Origin of the sequence: Paenibacillus barengoltzii NBRC 101215 (assembly GCF_004000745.1) — a bacterium.
GTDB lineage: Bacteria > Bacillota > Bacilli > Paenibacillales > Paenibacillaceae > Fontibacillus > Fontibacillus barengoltzii.
The window spans coordinates 1-23,404 of the sequence record NZ_BILV01000004.1 but is presented as its reverse complement, the minus strand read 5'-3'; the positions used below and the strand labels follow the sequence as shown (position 1 = coordinate 23,404).

Annotated in this window: 22 protein-coding genes; 5 read left to right on the top strand and 17 right to left on the bottom strand. The window is 53.5% G+C overall.

What is annotated here, in order from left to right; translation table 11 throughout:
- Positions 1–2 precede the first annotated feature (2 nt).
- The 7 genes from PBA01S_RS22655 to PBA01S_RS01880 form a co-directional block, all read right to left on the bottom strand.
- On the bottom strand, positions 3–179 hold the full coding sequence (locus tag PBA01S_RS22655) for a hypothetical protein (RefSeq protein ID WP_164744063.1): 177 nt from the start codon (positions 177–179) through the stop codon (positions 3–5).
- Positions 180–374: 195 nt separating this feature from the next.
- A complete protein-coding gene (locus PBA01S_RS01905; protein ID WP_016314398.1) occupies positions 375–785 on the bottom strand; it encodes a YjdF family protein in 411 nt (136 codons plus the stop codon).
- 222 nt (positions 786–1,007) lie between these two features.
- Positions 1,008–1,547, bottom strand: a complete 540-nt coding sequence (locus PBA01S_RS01900) for an NADPH-dependent FMN reductase (RefSeq protein ID WP_028540402.1) — start codon at positions 1,545–1,547, stop codon at positions 1,008–1,010.
- A gap of 229 nt (positions 1,548–1,776) precedes the next feature.
- A complete protein-coding gene (locus PBA01S_RS01895) occupies positions 1,777–2,301 on the bottom strand; it encodes a VanZ family protein (protein ID WP_051417187.1) in 525 nt (174 codons plus the stop codon).
- Between the two features lie 46 nt (positions 2,302–2,347).
- Positions 2,348–3,247 carry a D-Ala-D-Ala carboxypeptidase VanY gene (locus PBA01S_RS01890; RefSeq protein ID WP_028540403.1) on the bottom strand — a complete coding sequence of 300 codons (900 nt, stop codon included), beginning with the start codon at positions 3,245–3,247 and terminating at the stop codon, positions 2,348–2,350.
- 197 nt (positions 3,248–3,444) lie between these two features.
- Positions 3,445–5,832, bottom strand: a complete 2,388-nt coding sequence (locus tag PBA01S_RS01885; protein WP_127575182.1) for a GH36-type glycosyl hydrolase domain-containing protein — start codon at positions 5,830–5,832, stop codon at positions 3,445–3,447.
- Positions 5,833–6,003: 171 nt separating this feature from the next.
- Positions 6,004–6,426, bottom strand: a complete 423-nt coding sequence (locus tag PBA01S_RS01880; protein ID WP_085278736.1) for a hypothetical protein — start codon at positions 6,424–6,426, stop codon at positions 6,004–6,006.
- Positions 6,427–6,633: 207 nt separating this feature from the next.
- Here PBA01S_RS01880 and PBA01S_RS01875 point away from each other — a divergent pair, with 207 nt between their 5' ends.
- Both PBA01S_RS01875 and PBA01S_RS01870 read left to right on the top strand, forming a co-directional pair.
- A complete protein-coding gene (locus PBA01S_RS01875; RefSeq protein WP_085169982.1) occupies positions 6,634–7,401 on the top strand; it encodes a class I SAM-dependent methyltransferase in 768 nt (255 codons plus the stop codon).
- 97 nt (positions 7,402–7,498) lie between these two features.
- Positions 7,499–8,593 carry a GerAB/ArcD/ProY family transporter gene (locus PBA01S_RS01870; RefSeq protein WP_127575181.1) on the top strand — a complete coding sequence of 365 codons (1,095 nt, stop codon included), beginning with the start codon at positions 7,499–7,501 and terminating at the stop codon, positions 8,591–8,593.
- Between the two features lie 14 nt (positions 8,594–8,607).
- Here the strand turns inward: PBA01S_RS01870 and PBA01S_RS01865 are convergent, their stop codons facing one another.
- From PBA01S_RS01865 to PBA01S_RS01845, 5 genes are all read right to left on the bottom strand, one after another.
- Positions 8,608–9,828, bottom strand: a complete 1,221-nt coding sequence (locus PBA01S_RS01865) for a Ger(x)C family spore germination protein (RefSeq protein ID WP_127575180.1) — start codon at positions 9,826–9,828, stop codon at positions 8,608–8,610.
- Complete coding sequence (locus tag PBA01S_RS01860; protein WP_127575184.1) at positions 9,825–11,363, bottom strand: spore germination protein; 1,539 nt, start codon at positions 11,361–11,363, stop codon at positions 9,825–9,827. Before PBA01S_RS01860 ends, PBA01S_RS01865 begins: the two co-directional genes overlap by 4 nt.
- 203 nt (positions 11,364–11,566) lie before the next feature.
- Complete coding sequence (locus PBA01S_RS01855; protein ID WP_085169978.1) at positions 11,567–12,790, bottom strand: MFS transporter; 1,224 nt, start codon at positions 12,788–12,790, stop codon at positions 11,567–11,569.
- A gap of 19 nt (positions 12,791–12,809) precedes the next feature.
- The gene (locus PBA01S_RS01850) at positions 12,810–13,841 is read right to left on the bottom strand and encodes an ROK family transcriptional regulator (protein WP_028540409.1); all 1,032 of its coding nucleotides are present in this window, start codon (positions 13,839–13,841) and stop codon (positions 12,810–12,812) included.
- Between the two features lie 102 nt (positions 13,842–13,943).
- The gene (locus tag PBA01S_RS01845; RefSeq protein WP_016314408.1) at positions 13,944–14,480 is read right to left on the bottom strand and encodes a hypothetical protein; all 537 of its coding nucleotides are present in this window, start codon (positions 14,478–14,480) and stop codon (positions 13,944–13,946) included.
- 106 nt (positions 14,481–14,586) lie between these two features.
- Here PBA01S_RS01845 and PBA01S_RS01840 point away from each other — a divergent pair, with 106 nt between their 5' ends.
- On the top strand, positions 14,587–15,513 hold the full coding sequence (locus PBA01S_RS01840) for a phosphatidate cytidylyltransferase (protein WP_085169976.1): 927 nt from the start codon (positions 14,587–14,589) through the stop codon (positions 15,511–15,513).
- Between the two features lie 332 nt (positions 15,514–15,845).
- Positions 15,846–16,175: an isoprenylcysteine carboxylmethyltransferase family protein gene (locus PBA01S_RS01835; RefSeq protein WP_164744062.1), complete on the top strand. Its 330-nt coding sequence runs from the start codon at positions 15,846–15,848 to the stop codon at positions 16,173–16,175.
- Between the two features lie 64 nt (positions 16,176–16,239).
- On the opposite strand, the gene PBA01S_RS01830 is transcribed toward PBA01S_RS01835, so the two are convergent.
- From PBA01S_RS01830 to PBA01S_RS01810, 5 genes are all read right to left on the bottom strand, one after another.
- Complete coding sequence (locus tag PBA01S_RS01830; protein ID WP_085278740.1) at positions 16,240–17,337, bottom strand: MBL fold metallo-hydrolase; 1,098 nt, start codon at positions 17,335–17,337, stop codon at positions 16,240–16,242.
- 267 nt (positions 17,338–17,604) lie between these two features.
- Entirely contained in the window at positions 17,605–18,282 is a 678-nt protein-coding gene (locus tag PBA01S_RS01825) for an NAD(P)H-dependent oxidoreductase (RefSeq protein WP_164744065.1), read from the bottom strand.
- 70 nt (positions 18,283–18,352) lie between these two features.
- On the bottom strand, positions 18,353–19,843 hold the full coding sequence (locus tag PBA01S_RS01820) for a protein adenylyltransferase SelO (protein WP_127575178.1): 1,491 nt from the start codon (positions 19,841–19,843) through the stop codon (positions 18,353–18,355).
- Between the two features lie 74 nt (positions 19,844–19,917).
- The gene (locus PBA01S_RS01815; protein WP_307719203.1) at positions 19,918–21,084 is read right to left on the bottom strand and encodes an MBL fold metallo-hydrolase; all 1,167 of its coding nucleotides are present in this window, start codon (positions 21,082–21,084) and stop codon (positions 19,918–19,920) included.
- Between the two features lie 150 nt (positions 21,085–21,234).
- Positions 21,235–22,218 carry an SseB family protein gene (locus tag PBA01S_RS01810; protein WP_255315266.1) on the bottom strand — a complete coding sequence of 328 codons (984 nt, stop codon included), beginning with the start codon at positions 22,216–22,218 and terminating at the stop codon, positions 21,235–21,237.
- Positions 22,219–22,325: 107 nt separating this feature from the next.
- Between PBA01S_RS01810 and PBA01S_RS01805 the strand changes: the two genes are divergently transcribed.
- The gene (locus PBA01S_RS01805; RefSeq protein ID WP_016314416.1) at positions 22,326–22,517 is read left to right on the top strand and encodes a hypothetical protein; all 192 of its coding nucleotides are present in this window, start codon (positions 22,326–22,328) and stop codon (positions 22,515–22,517) included.
- The last annotated feature ends 887 nt before the right edge of the window (positions 22,518–23,404 follow it).

The following is a 23,404-nucleotide window of genomic DNA, read 5'->3' as shown; positions in this document are numbered from 1 at the left end:
GATTAACCGATATAACCTTTAGCTTTCATGGCCTCGTACGCGGCTTTTTCATTCTCATCCTTAATCTGATATTCCAATGTTCCTTCGACAATTTTCGCGCAGCGCCCGCCAAACGGTTTCAGGGAATCCTTGATCTCTTTGAGATCCGGCGTTCCCTTCAAGGGATAATTGACTTTCATGTGTCGTCCACCTCCTAAGGTACAATTAGCAGACGCTGCCGCCCCATTGATATGACAAGCATCACAATGCCGACGTACCCCAGAAGATCGATATCATTGAGATGTTTCTAAAAAGAAAATGGCGAGCAGGAACGAAAGTCCCGCTTCGCCATCTTCTTTCTTCCTATTGACGCATGATGGAGAACGAGATCACCCCTAACGTCCGCGGTGCTTCTCCTTCGCCTTCCGAACTTTTAGCTCTCGAATCCGCTCCTTCTCTGCCTCCCGTTGTTCCCGGGATTGGAGCTTGCGGATCCGCTTGCGCTGCTCGTACTCCAGCCGGATCGCCTCCTGGGCAAAGGTGGAGGCCCCTCTTCGGTTCAGTTCTGCAGCAGCTTGCCGGGCCAACCGCTTGGGGCTGACCCGTTTCACCTCGCTGGGCTTAACGGCAACCTCCTGGGTTAGTCGTTCCAGCAAAGCGTCCAGCCGACAGCGAATAAACTCGAGAATTTCCTCATCCTTCGGCTCTTTCCCGAAAATGTAGCGCGCGGCTTTCAGCTTGCCCTGTTCCTGCACCTCGATGACACCGATCCAAAACTGGCCATCATGATAAACCGTCAATTTCATTGCACAATCCCCCTCTAATCAATCGGAACGACGGACATCCCGAGGGGGGAAGGTTACTGACACGGCCCTAAAGCTCCGTGCGTCTGGACTACCAACCAGACTGTGTTTTTACGTTCCAAATTCTAATTATACGAGGCCTAACCTGCACCGACAATCATGCAAAAAACCCCCGCGCCATATCATTTAGGTACAGGGGTTTCAAAATCGAAGTCGGAATAAATCTTAACGCAGTGTCTTCAACGCACCGCTCCAAGCAAGCACTTGGTCCAGCATGTCGTTCAAGTTCTTCAAGTGCATGTCAGCAGGCTTGAAAACAGTGTAATTCTCGAAATCGGTGAACAGCGACAGGGCTACATGTGCACGCACGTCTGCAATCAGCAGCTCGCCCAAAATGCCGCGCAGATGTTCAGCTGCACGCGCGCCGCCAACGGAACCATAGCTGACGATCCCGGCTGCTTTGTTGTTCCATGCTTCACGCGCATAGTCCAGCGCATTCTTCAGGGCACCTGTAATACTGTGGTTATATTCTTGCACGATGAATACGAAACCGTCCAAGCCGTTCAACTTGCTATTCCAAGCCGCGGCTTGCTCGCTGGCATCCGCTTCGCCGAGCAACGGCAATTTGAAATCTGCAATGTCAACGATTTCATAATTGGCGTCACCGCGAGCATCCGCATGCTTCTTCACCCATTCTCCGACCTGCGGGCTCACGCGCCCATCGCGGGTACTTCCCAGGATAATCCCGATGTTCAATTTAGACATGGTTCTATTCCTCCTTGATTGGTTTTATGGTTTCGTTAATCCACCTGACATTTTGCCCCAGAAACAATGCTGTCACACCACCAGGCATGATTCCGAACTTCTCCAATATCCTTAATTTGGATTAATCAAACTTGAGTTAATGATAGCCGCCACAATTCCTTTTGTCAAGCAACTTACAAAAAGTGTGCATTGTGATTTTACTTAATACACGTCCCCGGTATTCTCATCATTATCCTTCTTCTGTCCGAACCCCACCTTGCTGCTTCAATGCAGCGGTTCGGATGCGGTACAAGGAATAACCAAATAATGCTCCACCCGTATTGAGGATGAGATCATCCACATCAAATTGACCAATCGCCAGCAGAAGCTGAGCGCATTCCAAGCTGAAACTCGCTGCAAATGCGTAAACCAAGGTCACGATCCAAGTGATGTCTTTGTGGCGGAATACCAGTCCTAGAAGTATCCCAAACGGCATAAAAATCAGCACATTGCCAAACAGGTTGATCATCTCATGCGCCGTCATCCCCTTTAGGCTTCGCGTAATTTCCCGCAAAGGAACGAGATTGCCTGCCTGCAATCGTTGACCTAGAAAGTCAGGGGAATGCAAATTCGATAGCAATCGTCCCCAAAGCCAGGCCGGCTCCATAGGATGAAACTTCAACAAAATGATTTTTACTAAAAGGCATATATACAAGGCGAACAGCACACGAATGCTCACGTCCTTCCGCCAGCGTTGTGCTCCCATGGGCTCCATCAGATCCCTCACTTTCATGATATCCAGACTCGGGCTCACTGCCGAACTACTCGCGAACGGTGACGATAACGCCGTCCATATTATTGCCGGAAATCTCATAACTGCCCTGCGCCGGCACCTCAATGGTCCGATCTTTGGATACCGGATAGTAGAAGACGTGATACTTCTGGCCTTGTACTGTGATGCTCACCGACTGTTGCTCCTTCAGATAATCCAAGTATTGCTCCAGCACAAACCCGTTTTCGTGAATGATGGCGCTATGCGGCAGACCCACGTACCGGAAGTGCCAAGGCTCGAACTGAATGCCTGTGATCGCCGTTTTGTCGTCCGGGTATCGCAAAATAAATCCATATTTCCATGCATTCTCCTTCAACCACCGGCCTTCCGGGGCGACATTCATCTCCGCTTGGGACGACCCGATGTCCAGCGACAGCCCCAGGTTATGCTCGCTGTATCCGGCCGGCAATGCCAGCTTGGAACCCATTTGGCGGTACAGCTCGTCCTGCTTCTCTTCGTCCCGGTACCCGCTGCTGATCAGGAAATGGTTGATTCCTTCCTCCCCGGCGGCCTTCACCATCGTTGCAAAACGTTCCGCCATGCGCGGCGACAACAGGACTTGGTTATCTAACACGCCAAATCCGTCGATGAACTCAGGATTCTTGATCAGGCTCACCGCTTCTTTCTCAGGATGTAGCCCCTTGGGAACGGGATGGTCCTTGTTCACCAGCAGCAGATCACCCTGATATATCATCTCCTTGGTGACATCAATCGTCATGCTCTTTGCACCCTGCGATGAATCGGAAGCAGGATCATTAATGGGCTCAACGTCCTCTACACGCGGTCTTGAATCTGAGTCCTCCGGCGTCCGCACGATTTCGGCCTTAAATTTAGAAACCCCGTATCCCAGCAGCACCAGGATCATTAGGCAGATAATCCACTTTTTCACGTCAATTTCCCCCTAGCTTTTCTTCCCCTTTAAGATACCTTTTATAAATTAAGAAGAATGGGAGGAAAAAATAAAGTTTTTCTTAAATTTGATGAGGGAGACGCATGGAATACCAAACAGACAACGCAAAAAAAGCGCAAGCGCGAGGGGGATCCCATCACACTTACGCTTCTTGCTTTTTCCTCCGCCGCTTTCGCTTACGCTCCGGCAGGCAGCTTCACCTGCACGCGATAAGTCTTGCCCGGCTGCACATTCCGCAGCACACCTTCCGGCAGCAGCTCGCCATCCGCGTAAACTGTTGTCTCCGCTACTGCTGCGTCCCGCCGAATTTCAACATGCAGTGTGGCTCCACGGAATTCGCGTGTAATCGCTGCCTCGTTCCAATGGGACGGAAGCTGCGGATTCACGCGGATGCCGTCTTTCGTGCCCTGCACGCCAAACAGCCCGTCGATCAAGCAGCGGTACACCCACGGCACCGTGCCCGTGTTGAACAGATGGCTGGAGCGCCCTGCCGTCCGCGGGAATTGCCGATAAGCTCCCCGGTAATAGTTCGGGATGAATACCGGCAGTTGCCCCCGTTGCACGATGTCCTCAAGATCCGGGCCGGGCAGCATTTTGCGCAGCAGCCGGAACGCATCGTCCTGCTCACCCACCGTATATAACGCGTAAATATAGAAGGCGGCGGCATGATTGTACACTGCACCGTTCTCTGCGGACCCCGGGTGCTTCTGCGTCACCCGGCCGACATCCTCGCGCATCTTCGTGTAGGAAGGTGCGAGCTTCTCCACGCCGTATGGCGTCTCTAACTGCTCGCGAACTGCGCGCATCAGCTTCTCGCGTTTATCGGCATCGGCCGCGCCGCTCAGCATCGACCAACCCTGCGGGTTGATGAAGATCCGGCCTTCTTCATCGGTACTAATCCCAAACACGACGTTATCGTCAGTGATGCCCCGTGCATACCAATTGCCGTCCCACAGGTAGCGGTTTACTACTTCGTTGGTCTCCTCCGCCGCCGCACGGTAATCCCGGGCAACCTCAGGCCGTCCGCTGTTCTCGCAAATGCCGGCCCAAACCTGGAACGCATACGCCGTGGCGATCGTCAGCCATCCGGATACCCCTTTCCCTTTGTAGCCAACCATATTCATCGGGTCGCACCAGTCGCCTTGATTGATGTAGTTCAGCCCCCGCTCGTCGCGGTCGTTCATCAACCAACGCATCGCTTTATCAACATGGAGATATACAGGTTCGGCTTCTTCACTGTCAGCATAGGCCACCTTTTCCTCCAAAATTGAGTAGTCACCCGTTTCATCCAAATACGTGCTCAGGCAGATAGGCAGCCAGACACAGTGGTCCGTATGCGGCACCTGGTTGATATATTTCAATTCCGCGTCTGGATGCAACACGATCCCGTCCGGCATGGCGCCGTTTGCCTTCTGCTGACTCAGCGCCGTTAAGAACGAGGCCCGCGCGATCTTCGGCTTGATATAACTCATGCCCATATGATCCTGCAAATAGTTTCGGGTTTGCGGGTCAGTGGTCAGGCGGTTCGTCTGGCCATGATAATAAATTTGCCGCGGCAACCAGCGATTGACGAACAGATCGAGGTCCTTGTCAGGAGTGGAGATCGTCAGGCAACCTCGACCTTCCCGGATGTACTGGTCGTATTCACGTTCAGCAGCCACAAATCCATCCTCACCCGATGCACCATCGGCCTTGCCAAAATACGTCTCCCGAATTTGTGCAATCTCCTGCTCATCGCGGGCTGGACCGAACAGGAAGCGGTATTCCCGCGTTTCTCCTGCCGCCAGTTCCATCCGGTATTGCATGACCGCTGCCGGCGTCTCGTACCGCGCATCTCCCTTCGATAGCTCCGCTTGCTCCAACGCGGACGGACGCGTGATCCCGCCTTCTCCTTCGAACGCCTCCTGGTTCACTTCCCAAGACACCGGGGTGTGTTCGGCAATCAGGAACGTTTTATCACGGAAAAACTTAATCTTGTCGTAATCCTGGTACTTCTGATACGGCGTCACTGAAGAGCAGACGATCGCCCGCAGGTCCTCATGGTATTGGCCGGATTGGTTCATCCAAGACATATAACCAACGGTAAAGTACGGGTAGATGCTCAGCTTCCGCGCCCGCTGCGATACGTTCGTCACCTTCACCCGCCAGAGCTCCAGCGGGTCCTTCTTCGGCAAGCTAAGGGTCATCTCAATCAACACGCCCTGATGCTCGACCTTCCAGACAATCCGGCTCTGTCCCAAGGCAAAAGAATAGCTGTCGGTCTTAACCCGCATCGGTTCATACGGCGCCGAAAACAGACTTTGATCCTCCTCGTCCTTCACATACACGAAACGGCCCGGATGATGTGCATAGTAAGGTTGTTCCGGCTGCATAAACGTCTTCGCTTCCAGATTTGGGGCATGCGAATACTTAGCCGGCTCCGGCTGCATAAATTGGGCAACGGCATATCCCCGGCAGTTCATATGAATCATCATCGTTTCGTTCCATAAGAATCCTGACGCTTTAGGCAGGAGCGTAGGGCTTAGCAACTCGTAGAATTCCTGGTCCTCCGTAGCTCTGAACATGATTCAACCTCTTTTCCGCGTAATCTTGTCTACTTGTCTACAACTATGTACATTATACATCGGAAAGCCCTTTTATGAAGCGTTTTCTTCTATAAACTTGCACAAAAAAAAGAGCCAATTTCCGCAAAATACGAAATTGACTCGAATCGCCGCATATCGGCACAGGCCTGATCAGATAAACAGAAACGGAATCAGGAACAGCAAAGCGATCGCCGCCCAATCAAACGCATAGGCGCCATAAGGAGGATAATACGGATAGCCGCCTCCCGGATATCCCCCATAATAAGGATACCCTGGCCCATACCCATACGCCTTCGTTAGTGCCTGCTCGTTGGTGTGGGGAACCGCTTTAGTTGACGCTTTAGGGTTGCCTTTGGATTTGGATTTCAGCTGCTGGAGCTGCTTCTTGGCTTTAGCGGGTTGGGTAGAGAGAACGTTGGCTCCCGAAGCATATCCTCCGTTCAGCTGAATGCCCTTTTCGTTCACATCGGTAATCGTACCAATGTAATAGCGGCCGTCCCGAAGTACCGCGCATACGGTTTTGCCGATATGCGGCTTGCAGGTATCTACGCTAAGCGGATAGATCTGTTGCATAGACTCGTGCCTCCCCTCTCGAATGCTCATTTATCCTATTCATCCCCCGGGTATTTGTACAGGGCGAATGTCCCGCTAATGAAAACAAAACTTCAAAACCGAGGCCACTCCCAAGGTGAACGCCTATCTTAATCGCGCTGGAGGCGCCGCGGCATATTCTGCTGTTGAGAGAAGTCGGGAAGTTGATAAAGGAGGGGCAGCTATAGGATGAACTACCACGAAATCATCGCCGCCGTGGGGGAAGGCTCGGCACATCCAGGGGGATTTAAGGGAACCCTTGATTTTATGGAGTTTATTGGCATAACACCTGGATTGCGCGTGCTGGAGGTAGGTTGCGGAACGGGCAGAACAGCCTGCCTGTTAGCCCAGATGGGAGCACAGGTCACGGCGATGGATCAAAGTATCGTAATGCTGGAGAAAGCCGAGCAACGAGCCCAGCAGCAGCAACTGCAAATCGAATGGATTCAAGGCAATATCACCGCCATCCCGCTGCGCTCGGACACCTATGATGCGGTCATCGCCGAGTCCGTTACGGTGTTCGCCGCTGATCCGGTGAAGGCGTTCCGTGAATATCATCGCGTCCTGCGCAAGGGTGGGCAAGTGTGGGACCGCGAGCTGTTTCAGACCCAGCCTCACCCTGCGCTGGAGAGGGAAATGCGCGAGCTGTACGGCAATCTGCGTTTGCCTGACGCTGCCGCCTGGATGCGGATGCTGCGGGATGCCGGTTTTCAGGAGGTTCGGCAGTGGGGACCAGAACCCGATGCGGCCCCAAATGGACGACAGAACGAGAAAGGGAACGGAGGCGGAGCGATAGCCTTCGATTGGCAGAACGCTTGGGACCCGCACCGGGTCATTGACCTGGAGGCGCTGCAGGATCCCGCCGTGGGTACCTTTTTCAGAGAAAATGAAGCTTTCCTGCAACGTTACCGGAACCATTTATCCTATGGCGTGTTTCTAGCCCAGAAAGCCGGGTGAACGGAAAACTTCGGGTTTGTCCCCATTCCCCGCTGGGAACAATGAGTAGCATCTTTTATTGAGTGTTCACAGGCTGCTTAGGAGGATCAGTGGGGAGATGGGCTCTAAAATATCCGGCTATCAACTATTCACCATAACCTTTATCTTTCAGTTAGGCACGACGATCATCTTTGGCTTCGGCGGCCCAGCCAGTCGGGATGCCTGGTTGGCCTCACTGATCTCCATCGGGCTCGGCCTCCTCGTGGTGGGGATGTTTACAACCTTAAGGTACCTGAATCCAGGATTAACCTTCGTCGAATGGTTTCCGACACTACTAGGCCGCTGGCTGGGTACCCCGATCGCGTTCTTGTACCCGCTCCTGCAAGTATATCTATTGGGGCGAGGTTTCGCGGATATGAGAGACCTGGTTTCGACGGCGATCTTACAAGGAACCCCTCTGTTTGTAATCACGGGCGTATTCGCCGTGATCATCGCCTATTGCTGTTATGGTGGAATCGAAATTGCCGCACGAATGGGGGAAATCATTTTTCCTGTCGTCGTCCTTATGTTTCTGATCGAAACCGTCCTGCTCATGGGCTCGGGCGTATTACATCCCCATCATATTCAACCGATATTGGACAATGGATGGCAGCCGATTTGGAATGCGGTCTTCCCCAACGGGATTACGCAAGGCTACGGGGAAAGCCTGGCTCTTGCGATGTTCTGGCCGCATGTGAAGGACCAGGGGAACATCACGAAAATTACGCTCTTAGCCACATGTTTATCCGGGATTATGATCACCTGTTTTGATATCCTGGCGATTCTCGTCTTCAGCGATTTGTATTCACGCTTTCTCTACCCGTTATATACTTTGCTCGGCGTAATCAGCGTCGGGAATTTCGTGGAGAACCTGCAGATGTTTGGGGTGCTTTACTTTTTTGCCACGGCTTTGTTGAAATGCCTGCTGATTCTGCTTTCGGCACTTCACGGCTTCCAGAAGCTGACGGGAATGAAGAACTACCGCCCGTTGATTATCCCGGCCGTCCTGATTGCCTTCATTCTAGGGCTGACCATGTCCCAAAATATCACCGAGCATATCTATTTTCATCATTTTCATATCCTGGTCCCGTATATTTATATTCCGATGCTCTTAGTTCTGCCGGCGTTCCTGCTCGTCATCGCGGGGGTTCGAAGCCTGCTTCGGAAGAAATGAACAGGAGTCCCTTATTACTTGATGTCCTGTTCCTTCAGATGCAGCGGCGGCCCGGTAACGCCAATTTTTCGAATTTTTAAATCAGCCTTCACCGAAATTTCGGCTTTCCGGAATTCTCGGCTCCAATCATTCTTTAGGGATCGCCAGCGGGAAGGATATTTTCGGTGAATGACCTCGCCAAACCCAAATGCGTCAACGCCGAACTTCTCCTGCACTTTGGTAATCGTCTGATATACGCTCTTTTCTACCTGCTTGTCCAAAGCTTCCTTGGCAAGCGCGATATGATGCATTCGCGTGAGATCGAGGCTCGTATTATTTTCGCGGATCATCCCTTGTCCGCTGAGTCGAACCTGAATCTTGATTTTGTCGCCTTCAAAGATCGGATGAATCTTGCTGCCCAAATTGATCAAATCCAAGCTGATCTCTCCCTCTTCCTGCGGTATATGGGCAGTCACCACCGCCTTGTGTAACTGTCCCTTCACCCATCGAAGCCATCTGCCATCGCGGACATCAATAAACCCTTGCAATTGCAGGTCATCGTTGAAAATCCCGATCCCCGCTATCCGAAAACCGGGCTGACCGGAGGCGCCATTTGCCTCTTCTCCCTGGGCCGCTTCCCCCATCCCGATCGCAATGACCGGCAAGGCCGCACAATTCCCGTATCGGGTCGCAGCGATCATCAGATTCAACAGGCTCATTTCCTTAAGCCCTCCAATCTGATCGTATTCTTTCAGCGCCCCGATTCCAGGAATGTCCTCCAGGGGATAAGCCACATTCAGAAAATCCCTGGCCGTTCCCCCTCTGACGATAAAAACATCGGTGCGCAGCTTGAGGTTCGGATCACGGCTATACGTATCCAGCACATGACCTAATCCCCTTCGGGCCAGTTCCTCTCCAATCACGATAATCCGCCGATGGGCGCGATAAACTTGTCGAGACAGCTTCGTCTGCATTTGTTGCACGGCATCCAATGTGTCTTTTCCGCTCCCGCTCACCACAAAATACGGTTTTTCACGCCCGTTGCCTCCACCACCGCTACTTCCCATTGCACTGCCGATTCGAAAAGGGAGGATCACCTGGGCGCTAATCATGACCCCATCGTCTTTGGCTGCATCCATCCCCCAAGCGAGCTCCAGGGCCAACTCATTTACTTCTGCGCTATCCCAGCACCCCGCTGTCAGCGATAGCATAGGCAAAGCAATCAGGCCCATTACAATTCTTCGGATCCGGTTCATCCCATCCCCCCTCCTCGTTTAGGACCTGGCCGACGCCCTCCCGACATCCGCCGGCTATTTCCTCCATTGGTGAGTACTGGGCGGCGATACATGCTCCACCTAGGAGCGCGAACCCACACATCTTTGAGGTTCTCGAAGTTACTCGGAGACACCGGTTCCAAGTAGGGAACTCCAAATGAGCGAAGACCCAGAAGATGAATGAGGATGAGGAAAATCCCTGCAATGACGCCATACAAGCCCAAAATACCGGCTAAGATCAGCATGGGAAAACGCAACAGACGGAATGCCGTCCCTAAATTGTACCGGGGGATGGCAAATGAAGAAATCCCAGTCGTTGCGACAATAATAACCACCGAAGCCGATACGATTCCGGCCTGAACAGCAGCTTGTCCGATGACAAGCGCACCTACGATGCTGATTGCCGAACCGATCGGTTTAGGCAAGCGGATGCCCGCTTCGCGAAGGCCCTCGAACATAAACTCCATCAGCAGCGTCTCAATCACCGTCGGAAACGGAACCCCTTCTCTAGCCGCCGCGATGCTAATTAATAGATTCGTTGGGATCAGCTGCTGATGATAGGTCGTCAGAGCAACAAACAGCGACGGAAGCAGCAAGGACACATTCAACAAGGCAAAGCGAATCCAACGAAGGCCCGTCGTATAGATCGCGCGCTCATAATAATCCTCCACCGCTTGCAGCCCCGACCAGAAAGTCATGGGGGCAATCAGGACAAATGGCGTATTGTCGACGAGAATGGCAACTTTCCCTTCTAACAGGCTGGAGCAGACAACATCAGGCCGCTCTGTATTTTGAATCTGGGGAAAAGGCGACCAAGGCACATCTTCAATAAATTCTTCGATGTACCCCGATTCCAACACTCCGTCAATCTCAATCTGCCGGAGACGGCGACGGACCTCCTCCAATACGGATTCCTTAGCAATCCCGTCCATATACGCGATAACGATATCTGTTTTAGTCAGCTCGCCAAGGGTTAGCGACTCTATCTTCAACTTCTCGCTGCGGATTCGTCTGCGGATCAAACTGGTATTCGTCCGCACATCCTCGGTAAATCCATCCCGCGGCCCCCGCACAGACAGCTCGGCACTAGGCTCCTCAATCGTTCGCTTCTCCGTGCCTTGGAACCCAGCGAGCACGGCCTGATTCTCCCCATCGACCAGCAGAGCAGCATTCCCCTTCAGTACCCCTTCCACAAGATCGCTGAGCTTCTGCACTCGCTTGACCTCAGCAACAGCACCCAACCGTACTTCCAATAATGCCCCCAGTGATACGTTCTGCTGGCCCCCGCTCTCCGGCTGCATCTCAGCCTGCAGCGGCTGCATGATGGCTTGATCCAATGGATCCTTGTCGACGAGTCCATCGATGTAGACCAACAGCACCCGGGATTGGCCGGGCACCGATATCGTAAGAAACCTCAAATCCGCACTGTTGAAGATGTGTTTGAGCCGCTGCTCATTGACCTCCAGCACGGGATTCAGCGCGCCCGTCAGATCATTTGGTGCCGGGGCGTTGGGCATAGCCGAGTTGGGCAATTTTCTCGGAACCTCTTTATGCTTCGATCGATACCGGAATGGAATCTTCATCTCTTTCGTCCCTTACTTATGATGAAGTTAGTATTCCGGTTGTGAAGCGGATCATTCGTGTTATGATGGGCATGCAAAAAAAGAAGCTAGCCCATAGGTTATACGTACCTAACGAAGCTAGCTTCTGATAAGAAAGACTATTGCGGAGAAACCACGCTCTCTTGCGGGGCATGGTTTCTTGTTTTCAAGAAAACGTTCAACCGCTCAGAGAAGAGCCACATCGCTGCTGCCGACAGCACGATGTACACCGGGAACACGCCAATCGTGGAATGTGAAGCCAGGAACCCAAGCAACGGCGGCATAAACGTGCTGCCGGTGTATGCCATGGCCATCTGATAGCCCATGATCTTCTGAGATTGCTTCTTACCGAAGCGAACCGGCGTTTCATGCAGCATACATGGAAAGATCGGAGCAAGGCCAAGGCCGATGATCAGTAAGCCGACCAGAGACAGAGCCGCGGGGAGCGGCAGCACCAGCACAACGGCGCCGAACAAAGCGATAATCTGGCCTGCGCGGATCATCACACGGTTACTTAATTTAAACGTGACGAACCCGGCAATGAAGCGGCCCACCGTAATCCCGGCAAAATACAACGAAACCCAGCTCGCTGCCGTCGCCGCATCCACTCCTTTGATGCCAACGAGATAGCTGCTGCCCCATAAGCCGACCGTAGACTCCACCCCGCAATAAAACAGAAACGATGCGAGGGCCAGCTTGACGCCGGGAATCCGCAGCGGCTTCACCGGGCGTTCGTCCGGCTGCTCGGCTTCCATCTCACGCAACTCTTCCTTCCGTGAATCGCCGGCGATCCGGGCCACACGATCCCAGAGCGGCAAGGAGAAGAGCAAAATCACCACCAGCGCGAATTGAATCATCGACACGGTCAAATAACCGCTGCGCCAGTGCCCGCTGCCGGAGATAAACCCGGCCATGATGACCGGCCCCAGCGTTGCGCCAACGCCCCAGAAGCAGTGCAGCCAGCTCATATGATGCGCTTTGTAGTGCGCAGCCACATAGTTGTTGAGCCCGGAGTCCACCGCCCCAGCGCCCAGCCCCAGCGGAATCGCAAAGACGCCAAACCAGAACACCGACGGTGCCGCCGAATAACCGAGCAAGGCCGCCGCCGTCATCAGGCAGCTGACCAGAGTCACCTTGCCTGTGCCGAACCGGCCCAGCAACGAGCCGCTGGCCAAGCTGGATACAATCGTGCCGGCGGCGACGATCATATATAAGACGCCGGCAGTCCCCAGCGGAGCGCCGAACTCGCCGCGAATGATCGGCCAGGCCGAGCCGAGCAGCGAGTCAGGCAGCCCCAAGCTGATAAAAGCTAAATAAATGATCAATAGAAAGAATGTTGCCATCTGTTTGGATCTCCTTCTCCTATCCACGGGTTGATATCATCAGATGAAGTCCCAACTGCTGCAAGCCGGTCAAATAATCCCGCCGCCAGTCGCTCATCATCAGCCGGGGCAGATGCTCGGCCGGCACGTATTGCGCGCTTTGCACTTTGATTTCGTTCAACAAAGAGACACTCACCTCATCATGGCAGAACACCACAGTATGCGGATTGATCAGCGCTGTACAGGCCGCGACCAACCGGCTGACGGCATCCACTCCCTCGGGCCCCGCTCCAGCTCTGCCGGGGCCAAGATTTCGTCCCGCCTGCAGCGCCTGCCCGAAGTTCCGTTCCTCGTATTGCGGGACATAATAGACCTCGCCGGAGAAGAATGAATGCCCCCTCACAACGTCACCGTTGATCAAGATCCCGGCCCCGGGGCCATTTTGGCCGAAATAGAGGTAGACCAGCGACGGGTTGTCGCGCGGATCTATGCTGTGGTAATACCCCCACACCGCCGCATTCATATCGTTCTCCACAACGACAGGGAGACCAAAACGCGCTTCCAGGGTGCTCTTCAGATCGAAGTTCTGGAATGCCTCATAAGCAGGAATATGAATAATCCGGCCTTGATTGACCGCTCCGGGTACGCCAATCGCCAGCGACTGAATCTTCGGGAACCGGTCGATCAGTTCGCCGATCAACTCCGCCAGGCTGTCCCCGGGATCCGCCAGCAGACTTGGCCTGCGACCTTTTTCTTTCACTTCGCCATGACAATTAAAGACCGTGTAATTCGTCTCCTCCCGCTCCAGAAACACCGCCAGACCCAGCATATACTCTGGATTATAGGCGTAACGCTCTGCTCGCCGGCCGCCGCTGGAATCGTCTATCCCGATGGTCGCAATCTCTCCGGCCTCCTTCATTTCAGCCAGAAACTTGCTGATCGTCGGAAAGCTGACGTCCAGCTTCCCGCTCAGTTCCGCCTTCGTCGCGCTGCCCATCGCCAGCAGTGCCGAGCGGATGCCGCTGCGGATCACCTGCTTCATCTCTTTCGGCGTGGCTGGCATTTCGTTCATTGAGGTACCTCCACTACTTTTTAAACATCTTTAATAAGTTAACGACAGCGTATCATATTCACACGAGAAGGGGAAGAGGGAGTCTAAAAAAAATTCCGCAGTTTACGGCTCGTATTCGCTGAGCTTCCCTTCATAGATGAGCTGAAGCCGATCGCACTTCCGGAAATCGTCCGGCGTCACCAGCGCAGGCAGCTTATTCCACAGTTTGATCCCCGAGCGCTCCAGAATCTCCGCCACGAATTGCGAGCAAAAATAAGAGTTGCTGAACTCAATCGGCTCCTTCAAAGCGATGCCGATGACGCCAAGAATGTTGTACAGGAACTTTTGGCGCTTGCGAATAAACAGTTGAAGCACGCGCTCCATTTTCTCCACCTCACGCGGGGTCACCTTTAGCTCATAAATGACGCAGGTCGTGTTCGGGTACTTACTGAACGTACCGGTCTTGATATCCTCTTTGACAAATCCGCCGTTCAGCGGGTTATTCGGATGCTTCCGCCCAAAGCTGTACAACTCCGACAACTCCCGATTGAACGAGATCGAGGCGTGATTGTAAGGCGCCCTTGTGTATCCCTTGATCATTTTGGTGAAGAGTGTTCCTGTATTCGTAAGCAAAATATATACCGAGCGTTCCGCGGCCATGGATGAAATTCCCCTTCTCCCATGTAGACTATATCTAGACTATTCCTCCATAATAACATATGATTCCTTTGGTGGAATCTACCTCCTGAGGAAGTTGGGATTGAGCATGCTAAACAACCTGCAATGGACGATGATCGTGATTTTCGTGGTCCTGGCAGCGATTCATCTCATCTGCGTGGTCCTGAAACCGAAAGTTCCCGGGCCCGGCGGTGAGACTTATTTAGCCTTTAGCCAGCGCCTGCGCACCTGGTGGGGCATGTGGCTGATTCTCTGCTTGGCCACCTTATTTAATCCGGTCGTATCGTTGCTTGCGGTGATGCTGCTATCTTTTTTCGCGTTAAAAGAATACTTCTCCATGATCCGCTCACGCAAATCCGAGCGTCGGTTGTTCCTGTGGGCGTATCTGGCGATTCCAGTTCAGTTCTACTGGATCTTGATCGAATGGTACGGCATGTTTATCGTTTTTATTCCGGTGTATGTGTTCCTGTTCTTGCCGCTTCCTCGCATGATTAACAAAGGAACAGCCGGGTTCCTGCGCAGCGTGAGCCGGGTTCAGTGGGGGTTGATGCTGATGGTGTTTGGTCTCAGCCATCTCGCGTATTTCCCGTTCGCCACGCCGCAGTATGGGGCAGGTCTGGTGCTCTTTCTAGTCGTTCTGACCCAGCTTAATGATATCGTCCATTATGCCGCTTCGTCGTACTTCGGCAAACGTAAAGTTGTGCCGACGGCGAATCCGTTCATGACGTGGGAGGGCTTCGCGTGCTCGCTCGTGGTGACGTCCCTCGCAGCTTACTTCCTGGCTCCGTTCCTGACACCGCTAGGTTCTTCGTTTGGCTTGTTCGCCGGGATGCTGATTGGGTTGGGCGGCTTTATCGGCAGCACCACCATCTCTGTCCTGAAGCGGGATTTGCTCATCGGGGACGACGACAAGGCTCAATCCTTGAAGAAGAGCTACCTGAGCTTGGTCGACAGCTTAACGTATACGTCGCCGGTCTTTTTTCATGTGACGCGGTATTTCTTTGATTTCATGTAGGATGAGATGAAGTCCGGGCTGGACCTTAAGGCGCTGTTTTAATATGGCATTAACATTCAGAGCGTACAGTGAAGAAGCGTCTTTTAAAATCCGCCTGACGTGGCGCTTATTGCCGTTTTCGTGCATGTTTAAAGAGGAACCAACCATGGTGACCGGCATCATTCTCATTATACTAACTTTGCTTCGTGTCCCTTCGGCTATTGTCTCGGGGCGGAATGAAGCTCGCATCAAGGCTCACGGAGGCCTCGAATTCGGCAAGACCAACAGTCGGGCGCTGATCGTCGTGCAGTTTCTGATCTACCTCAGCACGATCGGTTATGCTATCGTGGAGGATGTGCCCGTCGGCGTGCATACCTATATCGGTCTGGTCGTTTATGCGCGCGATGGCGGTGCTCATCTATGTCATCCGTACGCTGGGACGCTTCTGGACCTTCAAAATCTATATTGTCAAGGGCCATCAATTGATCGAAACTCCGCTATTCAAGCGCGTCAAGCATCCCAATTATTACTTGAACATGATCCCGGAGGTGCTCAGCTTCGCAATCATTTCGCAGGGCTGGGTCGTGTTTATCCCATTGTTCGTGCTCCATCTGATCACGTTGTTCAACCGGATTCGACTGGAGGAGAAGGTCATGAGGAAGAAGTTCCGGGGGTACAAGTAAGATTCTCGACATGAAAAAAGAGGCTTTTCCGAGGTATTAGCATTTCGGGAGAGCCTCATTCTTTTTAAGTCCACCATACTTCCTTAGGGTACGCCGGGTCTCCGAGATACACCGGCTCGCCGATTTTCGGAGTGGCGATAGGTACGCCTTGGCGTTCGGCTTCTGCTGTCGCACGGCGAATGGGATCGTTCCAATCATGCAGCGACAACGTGAACGCCGCCCAGTGAATCGGGAGAAGCAAGCCGCCCTGTACGTCCCGATGTGCCTGCACCGACTGTTCGGGAAGCATATGGATGTCGATCCACCGGGGATCGTATTGTCCGCATTCCATCAAAGCCAAATCAAACGGCCCATACTTCTCGCCGATTTGCCGAAAATGCGGACCATACCCGCTGTCCCCGCTGAAAAATACTTTACGTTCCGGCGACGCAATCACCCAGGAGCACCACAATGTGCCGTTCCGATTCGCAAGGCCCCGCCCCGAAAAATGACGAGCGGGCGTGCAAACGAGCTTCAAGCCGCTCCATTCCAGCTCCTCCCACCAGTCATGCTCGCTGATCCGCCCCGGCTCCACGCCCCAGCGTTCCAGGTGGCTGCCCACTCCTAGCGGGACAATAAAACGCCCCACCTTATCTTTCAACGCCTTGATGGTCCTATAATCTAAATGATCGTAGTGATCATGGGACAAGATCACCGCATCAACGGCCGGCAAATCCTCCAAATCAAACGGCAGCTGCGGGTTAAACCGCTTGCCGCCAAACGGAGGGACCGGCGTGGGCGACGGACCCAGCATCGGATCAAGCAGCAGGCGCTTGCCTCCGAAATGCAGAAGCAGGGCCGAATGCCCCAGCCAAACCACCATGTCGCGGTCCAGGCCCCCTAGCGTCTCCGGCGTCAGGTGCACGACCGGAAGCGGCCGATCCGGCCTTACCCGCGGGTTCCCCCGCAGGTAATCCCGCAGCACCGAAATCATATTGCCCGAAGCAGGCTGGGGTGGAGAAACAGGTTCCGTGTACACAAACTTCCTGCCCTGCCGGTTCGGGGATTGCGCGTAACGCGCCCGCATTGCAGGGGAAGCCTTCCCGCCAAAGGTCGGGTACAGACGAAGAAAGAGCGTAACACCGATGATGAGGACAAGTAAGATACCTAAAGCAATATACATGCAGGATACCGCCTTTTCCTATGTATAGAGTGGAGAAGTGAAGGATTCAAGCAGAGTATACTGCATTGGCGGGGCGATGCCAAATGGTGGAAGTATTCACCTACTTAAAAAAGAAATAGACCGCCCACTCACCAAGGAAACGGTCTATTTCTGATCGTACAGCACCAAGAAGGAAGCCGAACGCCGATAGGCGTCATTCGTGTGCAGAGCCGAGGATGTTAGCCGCATCCTTGGCTTTCTGCTTCTATTCTTGGTTTTTCTCGACCGTTACTGCACCCAGCTCACGATCTCATCCAGCGCCTGTCTCGATTTAGGACGCGGCTCCGTCACGCGATAGCCAAAAGCAGCGAAGCAAGCGATGCCAAACCGGTCGTCTTCCAGCAAACCTTCCTCCCGAAGAATCTGCTCTGCCTTGTCTCGGTCAAACCCTTCAATCGGACAGGAATCTACGCCGATGAGCGCTGCAGCCGTCAGCATGTTGCCGAGGGCGATATACGCCTGTTTACATGCCCAGTCGAACATCGCGCGGTCGCTCTCCAGCAGCCGGAAGTCAGACTCTTGAAAAGTCTTGTAATTCCCCTTCAGCATCTGGTTCACGATCTCATCTGGGATGTGGTGCACCTCTTTCATCATATGGGTGACGTAAGGCGCGTCATATCTCAGATCCTTCATTGTCCGAGCCAAAATCACAACAAAATGGCTGGCTGTTGGCAGTTGCCCTTGAGCTCCCCAGGAGACGGCGCGCAGCTTCTCGCGGAGCTCCGGCTTCTGCAGCACGACGAATTTCCACGGCTCCAAGCCAACCGAGCTGGGTGACAAGCGAGCCGTCTCCAGGATGAACTGAAAATCTTCCTCCGGAATGGCCCGGTCTGGATCGAATTTTTTGCAAGCATGGCGGAATTGATAAGCCTCGAGAATCGCTTGTTTGAGTTCGGATTTGTCCATTTTAGAAATCAGGCTCATAACCGAAAAAATCACTCCTTCACCTACATAAAGTTGCAAACCTGCCGAACCATTATGTCCCGCAAAACGTCCGGTACGGCCGGTCGCTGGACGGCGGCAGCTCCGCGTATTCTGCCTGTTCCGGCGTATGGGCGAAAGGCTCGGCCAACACGCTCAGCAGGCGCTCCATCACGCTGTAATCATCCCGCTCTACAGCGGCTTCGAGCGCTTCCTCCACCCGATGGTTACGCGGGATGACCGCCGGGTTGCTGCGGCGCATCAGCTCCCGGGCCGCGTCTTCCGATTCCGGCTGCCCAACGAGCCGCGCCTGCCAACGCTCCAGCCAGCCCGCCCATTCCGGCGTGCACGACATCGACAGCTCCTCCATCCGGCTGAAGGTCAATGCGAGAAACGTATTGGTATAGTCGGCCTGGTGCTGATGCATCAGGCTGAGCAGGTCATGGATCAGGTCGGCGTCTTCCGCCTGTTCGCCAAACATGCCGAGCTTCGACCGCATCCCCTGCAGCCATGCCGCTTCGAACTGTCCGGCGAAGCCTTTCAACGCTTCTTCGGCAAGCCGAATGGCTTGCTCTTCTTCGTCATGCATCAGCGGCAACAGGCTTTCGGCGAACCGGGACAAGTTCCACACCGCGATGGACGGCTGGTTGCCGTAAGCATAGCGGCCATGACGGTCGATGGAACTGAAGACGGTCGCGGGGTCGTACGCGTCCATGAAGGCACAGGGCCCATAGTCGATCGTCTCGCCGCTGAGGGCCATGTTGTCGGTGTTCATCACGCCGTGGATGAACCCGACGAGCTGCCATTGGGCGATCAGGGCGGCCTGGCGCCGGATCGCCTCCCGCAACAGCGCCAGGTAGCGGCCCGCCTCGCCGGTGTCGGCGAGCTCGGCCAGCTGCGGGTAATGGCGCTGGATCACGTAGTCGGCGAGCGTGCGGACGTCCGACGCCTCACCGAATTGCGCGGCGTACTGGAACGTACCGACGCGCACATGGCTGGACGCCACGCGGGTGAGAATCGCCCCGCGTAAGTCCTGTTCACGGACCACCATTTCCCCGGTGGTCACCACCGCCAAACTGCGGGTCGTGGGTATGCCCAGCGCGTGCATCGCCTCGCTGATGATATACTCCCGCAGCATGGGACCCAGCGCGGCGCGCCCGTCCCCGCCGCGCGAATACGGCGTCCGGCCGGAGCCCTTGAGCTGGATGTCGAAGCGATCGCCGCTAGGCGTGATCTGCTCCCCGAGCAGCAGGGCCCGGCCGTCCCCCAGCATCGTGAAATACCCGAACTGATGGCCCGCATAGGCCTGGGCCAGCGGCTCCGCCCCCGGCGGCAACTGGTTGCCGGCGAAGACGGCCACGTTCTCCTCGCTTCGCAGCGCCTCCGCATTCAGCCCGAGCTCGGCTGCCAGCTTGTCGTTAAGCACAATCAGCTGCGGCGCTCGAACCGGCTTGGCCTCCTGCTTCGTGTAGAAAAACTCCGGCAATCTAGCATAACTATTATCAAAATTCCATCCGGCATCCGGATGTACGCTTGGTTCGTTCATCGCGTTCTCCTTCGTAATCGTCCTTGCAAAATCTGCTCTGATTTGACGCCTTCCCCCACTGAGGTTGATCCTTCCTACTCCATTGTACCGGACGGACGGGCCCCGCGAAACTTGGGATCCTTTCGCGCTGCGCTGACGGCTGGCCACCACACCTCGGTCGGGTATTCCGAACCCCCGATCCGGACTGGCTCCCCGATTTTGGGCGTCGCTAGTGAAACCCCCCGCAATCTAGCTTCTAAGCTGAGCCGGCGAATCGGATCATACCAACTGTGCATCGCCAACGCGAAAGTTCCCCAATGAATAGGAAGCAACACATTCCCTTTCACGTCCAGATGAGCCCGCACCGTTTGCTCCGGTAGCATATGAATATCCCACCATCGGTCGTCATACTGGCCGCACTCCATCAAGGCGAGATCGAAGGGGCCGTATTTGTCGCCAATTTCCTTGAAATGCGGACCATACCCGCTATCCCCGCTAAAATAAACCCGCTTCTCCGGCGTGGTAATCACCCAGGAGCACCAGAGTCCGCCGTTTTGGCTAAAGAGCCCTCTCCCCGAATAGTGCCGGGCCGGCGTGCAAGCCAACTTCACGCCATGCAGCTCCAGCTCCTCCCACCAATCGTATTCGCGGATTCGAGCAGGCTCGACGCCCCACCGCTCCAGGTGGCAACGAATGCCCAGCGGTCCGATAAATTGCCCAACCCGATCTTGGATTCGCCGGATCGTCCCGTAATCCAGATGGTCATAGTGATCGTGAGACAACACGACGGCATCCACCGGAGGAAGCTCGTCCAGATGGCCGAAGGGCAGTTCACGGTTGAATCTTCTGCCGCCGGCGATCGGCGACGAGGTCTGGCCAAACATCGGGTCTAACAGCAGCCGAGTTCCCCCGATCTGCAGCAGCAGTGCCGAATGGCCAAACCAGATCACCGTATCCTCCTCGATCTCTTCCATCGCCTCCCGATCGAGCTTGACCTGGGGCAAGGGCCGCTTGGGCTTCAGTTCGGGTCTCCGCTGCACATATTCGCGCAGCATCGTAAAGAAACTGCCGAGAGACGGTTTATATACTTTCGTTACTAACGGGTACTCGAACTTCGTTCCTTTATAATTCGGAGATTGCCGGTAGCGCTGAAGGTCAGCGGGCGACGGCTTCCCGCCAAAGGGCGGGTACAGCCTCCGAAATAGATCCCATCCAACGGCCAGAAGCACCACAAGAGCAATCAAAACAAAGAGCCACATCATCAGCCCCATCCACCTTCCCTGAACAAATAACATCCATGCAGGAAGGTTGTGCCAAAGTCGGGGGATTTATGCGACCATGACCGCGCTGCGACGGGGCTCCCCGGCAGGCAGAAGCGCGGGTTACTTGGTTGGTGGATCGCCGAGCCGAGGCTACACGCCGCGCTCTTGACGGTAGGCTTCGATCCGCTCCCGATTTTTCGCGTCGATTTGCAGGGAAATGCCCCGGCAGTTAATGACGACACCTTCTAAGTTTCCGGATACCGTCAACAGGTCGTCATAGGAGGCGACGTTGCTGCTCCAAACCGTTTTATCGTAAACCTTCTCGAACTCCGGCCAATCCGTAAACGCCGGCAGCCAAGTCGAGCCATCCTTCGCGCTGAGCACGCCAAACTGCAGAATCGCCCCTTGCTTTAAGGTTCTCATGCCTTGCTCATCTGCAGGTGCTGGGTCAGACTCTTTCACTTGCATAGGTACCAGGAACTTCGCCTGCAGGATTTCATCCAGCATCTCGGCCTCCAGTGCGTTGAGCTGCTGGCCTCGGGCCTCTGAATCGCCTGTTGGTCCATGCAGCGTCTGGAAGAACCGAATCATTGACCGCTGCAAGCTGGGATTCGATACGGGAATGCGGATCTCCGGCGTCCCTGTCCAATCCGGCGGCGGCAAGATTTGGTCCCGCTCGATTTCAATATGATACTGTCCGTTGTCTACAAGGACCTTGGATAATCCTAAAATATGAAGCTGTGCGAATGTCTTTAGCACGTCTTCCCCGCCGATCGGATGCATCTCCAACATCAGCAGCTGCTGTCGGAAATAATCCTCCGCATTCTCGGCAAATGCCTGCTGTGAGAACATCCAGACCCGGTCCTCCTCATCCACGTAAGGATATCCGGTTGCCTGGTCGTACGCGACGTAAAGTGTTGGGGCGTTTTTTATTTTTTCATATAGCACGCCGAGGAAAGCCTTCATCCGCTCATCCAAATACACATCCGGGTAAGCCTCCTCCGCCTTAAACCGCTTCGCTGCATGCACCAAAAAAATCAGTTCCTGAATCTCCAGCCCATCCAGCTCTTCCTGCGAAACCTCCGGCGTCAACAGAAACCTCCGCCCGATCTCGTCTCTCCGTTCTTCGTTCATCTGGCACCCCATTTCCCCTATCGTTTGAATATAGTATAGCTTATATCGGTGTGGTGAAAGTAAAAAAACTGGTACAATAATTTCAATGACGAAAGGAGGCAGGGTTCATGGATAATAACAACGATCATGGAAAACCCTTCTCTCATCCCGCCGATCCGCACGGCGCCAAGGCACATTTCGATGCCAATGAACAAAAATTCCACTCCACAGGAGTACCCGGGTTGTGGCGACAAATCACCAATTTGTTGATTTTAGTTGGAATCATTGGTGTGATTCTTGTGATAAGCAGGTTTCTTTAAGAAGGAGCTGTGCTACCCGATTCCTTAGGGTGGAGAGGGTAGAAAAGACTTTGAGGATTGTAGTCCCCAAAGTCTTAAATTATTTCTGTAGTTCCCTGCCTTTTCTTTATTCGCTCATGAACTTGGTCAATGCCAAGTATTATTTCCTCCAAGATCTTGAGGGTTAGCAATCTCAAGGGAATCTCACATTAGTCATTTCTCATATAGAGTAATTGAAAGACCTAGATCTCCCATAAGTCCTTCACCATATTCAACAATAATATTTCTGTCTGGAAACAATTCTTTTTTGCTCTTCTAGACCAATAAAATACCAAGATATCACCGAATTGTTTCAAAACTTTTTCATTATCCATAGACTCACAGTCTTTTCCCATAAAAAAATCCCCAAAACTCCAGCTATTAACCCATTGTTCTATTTGCCTTTTATTAGAATTGAATTGTGCCTCTAACTTCAATAACTTATCAAGTGCTTTATCCTCTTGAGTCTCGAAGAAATCAGCCAATAAATATATAACCATTGATCTCAATAATATTGGGACAGAGAACATAGGCCGTTGAAATAAAATCCTCAATATTATTACTGTTTGATGAATGATTAAATAGAGAAATTCCTCGTTGTTCTTTAAACTCATGAAATATCTGTTCAATTACGATGCTTCGGTATAATTTAATACCACTCATCTTATCACCATCCAAATAAATCCTTAATAAATTGCGGAACAGCCCCGTCCAACTTATATGGCTGGTAGAACTCTTTACCCTCAGGATTGACATTAATATGAAATGCCTTAACTCTATCGCTACTCAAATCATTACTCCATTATTTGTTAACCCATTAAATTGTTTTACGTTTAGTTCAGATGTATTGGTAGCTCACCGAATTAACG

Coding starts and splice junctions, on each gene's coding strand:
- PBA01S_RS22655 (WP_164744063.1), bottom strand. CDS start 179: ATGAAAGTCAATTATCCCTTGAAGGGAACGCCGGATCTCAAAGAGATC.
- PBA01S_RS01905 (WP_016314398.1), bottom strand. CDS start 785: ATGAAATTGACGGTTTATCATGATGGCCAGTTTTGGATCGGTGTCATC.
- PBA01S_RS01900 (WP_028540402.1), bottom strand. CDS start 1,547: ATGTCTAAATTGAACATCGGGATTATCCTGGGAAGTACCCGCGATGGG.
- PBA01S_RS01895 (WP_051417187.1), bottom strand. CDS start 2,301: ATGGAGCCCATGGGAGCACAACGCTGGCGGAAGGACGTGAGCATTCGT.
- PBA01S_RS01885 (WP_127575182.1), bottom strand. CDS start 5,832: ATGTTCAGAGCTACGGAGGACCAGGAATTCTACGAGTTGCTAAGCCCT.
- PBA01S_RS01880 (WP_085278736.1), bottom strand. CDS start 6,426: ATGCAACAGATCTATCCGCTTAGCGTAGATACCTGCAAGCCGCATATC.
- PBA01S_RS01875 (WP_085169982.1), top strand. CDS start 6,634: ATGAACTACCACGAAATCATCGCCGCCGTGGGGGAAGGCTCGGCACAT.
- PBA01S_RS01870 (WP_127575181.1), top strand. CDS start 7,499: ATGGGCTCTAAAATATCCGGCTATCAACTATTCACCATAACCTTTATC.
- PBA01S_RS01865 (WP_127575180.1), bottom strand. CDS start 9,828: ATGAACCGGATCCGAAGAATTGTAATGGGCCTGATTGCTTTGCCTATG.
- PBA01S_RS01860 (WP_127575184.1), bottom strand. CDS start 11,363: ATGCCCAACGCCCCGGCACCAAATGATCTGACGGGCGCGCTGAATCCC.
- PBA01S_RS01855 (WP_085169978.1), bottom strand. CDS start 12,790: ATGGCAACATTCTTTCTATTGATCATTTATTTAGCTTTTATCAGCTTG.
- PBA01S_RS01850 (WP_028540409.1), bottom strand. CDS start 13,841: ATGAACGAAATGCCAGCCACGCCGAAAGAGATGAAGCAGGTGATCCGC.
- PBA01S_RS01845 (WP_016314408.1), bottom strand. CDS start 14,480: ATGGCCGCGGAACGCTCGGTATATATTTTGCTTACGAATACAGGAACA.
- PBA01S_RS01840 (WP_085169976.1), top strand. CDS start 14,587: ATGCTAAACAACCTGCAATGGACGATGATCGTGATTTTCGTGGTCCTG.
- PBA01S_RS01835 (WP_164744062.1), top strand. CDS start 15,846: ATGTGCCCGTCGGCGTGCATACCTATATCGGTCTGGTCGTTTATGCGC.
- PBA01S_RS01830 (WP_085278740.1), bottom strand. CDS start 17,337: ATGTATATTGCTTTAGGTATCTTACTTGTCCTCATCATCGGTGTTACG.
- PBA01S_RS01825 (WP_164744065.1), bottom strand. CDS start 18,282: ATGGACAAATCCGAACTCAAACAAGCGATTCTCGAGGCTTATCAATTC.
- PBA01S_RS01820 (WP_127575178.1), bottom strand. CDS start 19,843: ATGAACGAACCAAGCGTACATCCGGATGCCGGATGGAATTTTGATAAT.
- PBA01S_RS01815 (WP_307719203.1), bottom strand. CDS start 21,084: ATGATGTGGCTCTTTGTTTTGATTGCTCTTGTGGTGCTTCTGGCCGTT.
- PBA01S_RS01810 (WP_255315266.1), bottom strand. CDS start 22,218: ATGAACGAAGAACGGAGAGACGAGATCGGGCGGAGGTTTCTGTTGACG.
- PBA01S_RS01805 (WP_016314416.1), top strand. CDS start 22,326: ATGGATAATAACAACGATCATGGAAAACCCTTCTCTCATCCCGCCGAT.